At 71.4% G+C, this 3,435-nt stretch carries 3 protein-coding genes; 2 read left to right on the plus strand and 1 reads right to left on the minus strand.

Annotated features, from left to right (window positions below):
- Nucleotides 1-1,551, minus strand: a 1,551-nt coding sequence (locus ABDW35_RS34265) for an AarF/UbiB family protein (protein WP_343718323.1), incomplete at its 3' end; no start/stop codon positions are given.
- A gap of 158 nt (nt 1,552-1,709) precedes the next feature.
- Between ABDW35_RS34265 and serS the strand changes: the two genes are divergently transcribed.
- Nucleotides 1,710-2,984: a serine--tRNA ligase gene (gene serS, locus ABDW35_RS34270; RefSeq protein WP_343718324.1), complete on the plus strand. Its 1,275-nt coding sequence runs from the start codon at nt 1,710-1,712 to the stop codon at nt 2,982-2,984.
- A gap of 2 nt (nt 2,985-2,986) precedes the next feature.
- On the plus strand, nt 2,987-3,435 hold a 449-nt coding region (gene surE / locus ABDW35_RS34275), incomplete at its 3' end, for a 5'/3'-nucleotidase SurE (protein WP_343718325.1).

A 3,435-nucleotide genomic window follows, 5' to 3' on the forward strand; every position in this document is an offset into this window, starting at 1 on the left:
CGCCAGCCCGACCACGAAGGCGGCGGTGACGATGGCGACGGCGATGCGCGCGGCGCCGCGTTCGATCGAGCGGCCGAACCGATCCATCCGGCCGATTTCGACCTCCAGCTTCACCCGGCCCTTCTCGAGCCGCCGCAGCACCCGGCGCAGGATGCCAGGCGCGTCGCCGGCCAGGGCCTGCAGCTCCAGCAGCGCCGATCCGGCCCGGCCCAGCACCGCCTCCGGCGCATAGCGCGCGGCCAAGGCCCGGCGCACCACCGGCTCCACCTCCCGCACCACGTCCAGTTCGGGGTCCAGGCGCCGGACCACGCCCTCGGAGGTCATCAGCGCCTTCAGCACCAGCGCCAGGTCCGGCGGCAGCGCCAAGTCGTGGTCGCGCATCAGGGCGACGAAATCGGCCAGCGCCTGGCCCAGCTTCAGCCGGCCCAGCGCGCCGCGGGTGTGGCGGGCCAGGAAGGCCTCCGCAGCCTCCTCCAGCGGGCGGGCGTCGATGTCGGGCTGGCCGGCCCAGTCCAGCAGCACCTCGCGCACCCCGGCGGCGCTGCCGCCGGTGATCGCCGCCATCAGCGTCACCAGCTGGTCGCGCCGCCGCGCCGACAGCCGGCCGATGGTGCCGAAATCGAGATAGGCGATGCGGTCGCCCGCCAGGCACAGCATGTTGCCGGGATGCGGGTCGGCATGGAACACGCCGTCGATCAGCATCATCTGGAGGAAGGCGTTCGAGCTGCGCGCCGCCAGCACCCGCCGGTCCAGCCCGGCCTCGGCCAGCGCCGCCTCGTCGCTGGGGCGGATGCCGGCGACGAAGTCCTGCACCAGCACCTCCTCGCTGGTCCAGGCCCAATGGATGCGCGGCACCACGACATCCGGCTGGTCCTCGAACTGGGCGGCGATCAGCTCGGCGTTGCGGCCCTCATTGGCCAGGTCCAGCTCCTCGCCGATCGCGGCCGAGAGGGTGCGGGTGATCGCCTCCGGGTGATAGCGCCGCAGCTCCGGCAGCTCGGTCTCGGCCAGCCTGGCGGCATGGGCCAGCAGGCGCAGATCGGCCTCGACCAGCGGCCGCAGACCGGGCCGGCGGATCTTCACCACCACCTCGGTGCCGTCGGCTAGCACCGCGCGATGAACCTGGGCGATCGAGGCGGAGGCCAGGGGCGTGCGGTCGAACCGGGCGAAGATGGCGTCTGGCGCGCCGCCCAGGGCCGCTTCCAGCACCGGGGCCAGCTGGTCATAGGGCAGGGGCGGCACGCGGTCGTGCAGCTTCTCCAGCTCGACGATCCACTCCGGCGGCATCAGGTCGCTGCGGGTGGCCAGGATCTGGCCCAGCTTGACGAAGGTCGGGCCCAGCGCCTCGATCGCCAGGCGCAGCCGGGCCGGCGTGTCCTGGCCAGGGGCGGCGCTGCCGGCATCGCCCGGCGCCAGCCCGGCCTGCTTCAGCAGCCGGTGCAGCCCCAGCCGGCGCACAAGGTCGCCGAAGCCGAAGCGCAGCAGCACGGTGACGATCTGCTGCAGCCGCTTCAGGTCGCGAGCGACGACGAAGGCGGTGGGAAGAACCATGCTCGACCTTGGCATCGGGTGGCGCCGGACTGCAACGTCGGTGCTGCCGCCAGGTTCCGCCGACGGAGGCGAAGGGCCACGCCGCCCCGTTTGCGTCCGGCCGGTCCAGCACCTATAACCACCGCACGATTCCCGATCCGGCAGTCACCGAGCGCGCGATGCACGACATCCGATTCATCCGAGAGCATCCCGAGGCCTTCGACAAGGGGATGGCTCGGCGGGGTCTGTCGCCCGTCGCCGCCGAGTTGCTGTCGCTGGACGAGCGCCGGCGCCAGATCACCACCGAGCTGCAGGGGCTGCAGACCCGCCGCAACGCCGCGTCCAAGGAGATCGGCGCCGTCAAGTCCAAGGGCGGCGACGCCCAGGCGCTGATGGACGAGGTCGCCGCCATCAAGGCGAAGATGGGCGAGCTGGAGCAGGCCGACCGCGACGCCGAGGCGGCGCTGACCGCCCGGTTGGCCGAGCTGCCGAACATCCCCGATGACGACGTGCCCGACGGCGCCGACGAGAACGCCAATGTCGAGATCCGCCGAACCGGCGAGCCGCGGCGGCTGAACAGCGCCCGCGACCATGTCGACCTGGGCGAGGGCCTCGGGCTGATGGACTTCGCCGCGGCGTCGAAGCTGTCCGGCGCCAGGTTCGTGGTCCTGCGCGGGGCGCTGGCCCGGCTGGAGCGGGCGATCGGCCAGTTCATGATCGACCTGCACATCAACGAGCATGGCTATACCGAGATCGCGCCGCCCTTCATGGTGCGCGACGAGGCGGTGTACGGCACCGGGCAGCTGCCGAAATTCGCCGAGGATCTGTTCCGCACCAATACCGGCCACTGGCTGATCCCGACCGCCGAGGTCCCGCTGACCAACTTGGTCGCCGGCGAGATCCTGGAGCAGCAGGGGCTGCCGCTGCGCTTCACCGCGCTGACGCCGAGCTTCCGCTCGGAGGCCGGGTCGGCCGGGCGCGACACCCGCGGCATGATCCGCCAGCACCAGTTCAGCAAGGTCGAGCTGGTCAGCATCACCACGCCGGAGCAGTCGGCCGCCGAGCATGAGCGGATGACGGAGTGCGCCGAGACGGTGCTGAAGCGCCTCGGCCTTGCCTTTCGCACCATCGTGCTGTGCACCGGCGACATGGGCTTCACCGCCCGCAAGACCTACGACATCGAGGTCTGGCTGCCGGGGCAGGGGCGGTACCGCGAGATCTCCTCCTGCTCCAACACCGGGGAGTTCCAGGCCCGGCGGATGCAGGGCCGGTTCCGGCCGGAGGGCGAGAAGGGCACCCGCTTCGTGCACACGCTCAACGGGTCCGGCGTCGCGGTCGGCCGTGCCCTGATCGCGGTGATGGAGACCTATCAGCGGCAGGACGGCGCGATCGAGGTGCCGGAGGTGCTGCGCCCGTATATGGGCGGGCTCGAGATCCTGGAAGCGAAGGGCTGACGATGCGCATCCTCCTGGCCAATGACGACGGCATCAACTCCACCGGCTTCTCGGTGCTGGAGCGGATCGCCCGCGAGCTGTCGGACGACGTCTGGGTCTGCGCGCCGGAGACCGAGCAGTCGGCCGCCAGCCATTCCCTGACCATCCACCGGCCGCTGCGCCTGCGGCACATCGAGGAGAAGCGCTTCGCCGTCGACGGCACGCCGACCGACTGCGTGCTGCTGGCGGTGAACCATGTGATGAAGGACAGGCGGCCCGACCTGGTGCTGTCCGGCGTCAATCACGGCCGCAACATCGCCGAGGACGTGACCTATTCCGGCACCATCGCCGCGGCGATGGAGGCGACGCTGCTGGGCATCCGCGCCATCGCCTTCAGTCAGCAATTCGCCGATGGGCGGCGGCCGGACTGGGAGACGGCGCAACGGCACCGTTTCCGCGAAAATCAACGGCG

This window comes from Inquilinus sp. (genome assembly GCF_039594555.1).
Classification (GTDB): Bacteria; Pseudomonadota; Alphaproteobacteria; order DSM-16000; family Inquilinaceae; genus Inquilinus.

Excerpts from the sequence above, each read along its gene's own strand:
- serS (WP_343718324.1), top strand. The coding sequence starts at position 1,710 with ATGCACGACATCCGATTCATCCGAGAGCATCCCGAGGCCTTCGACAAG.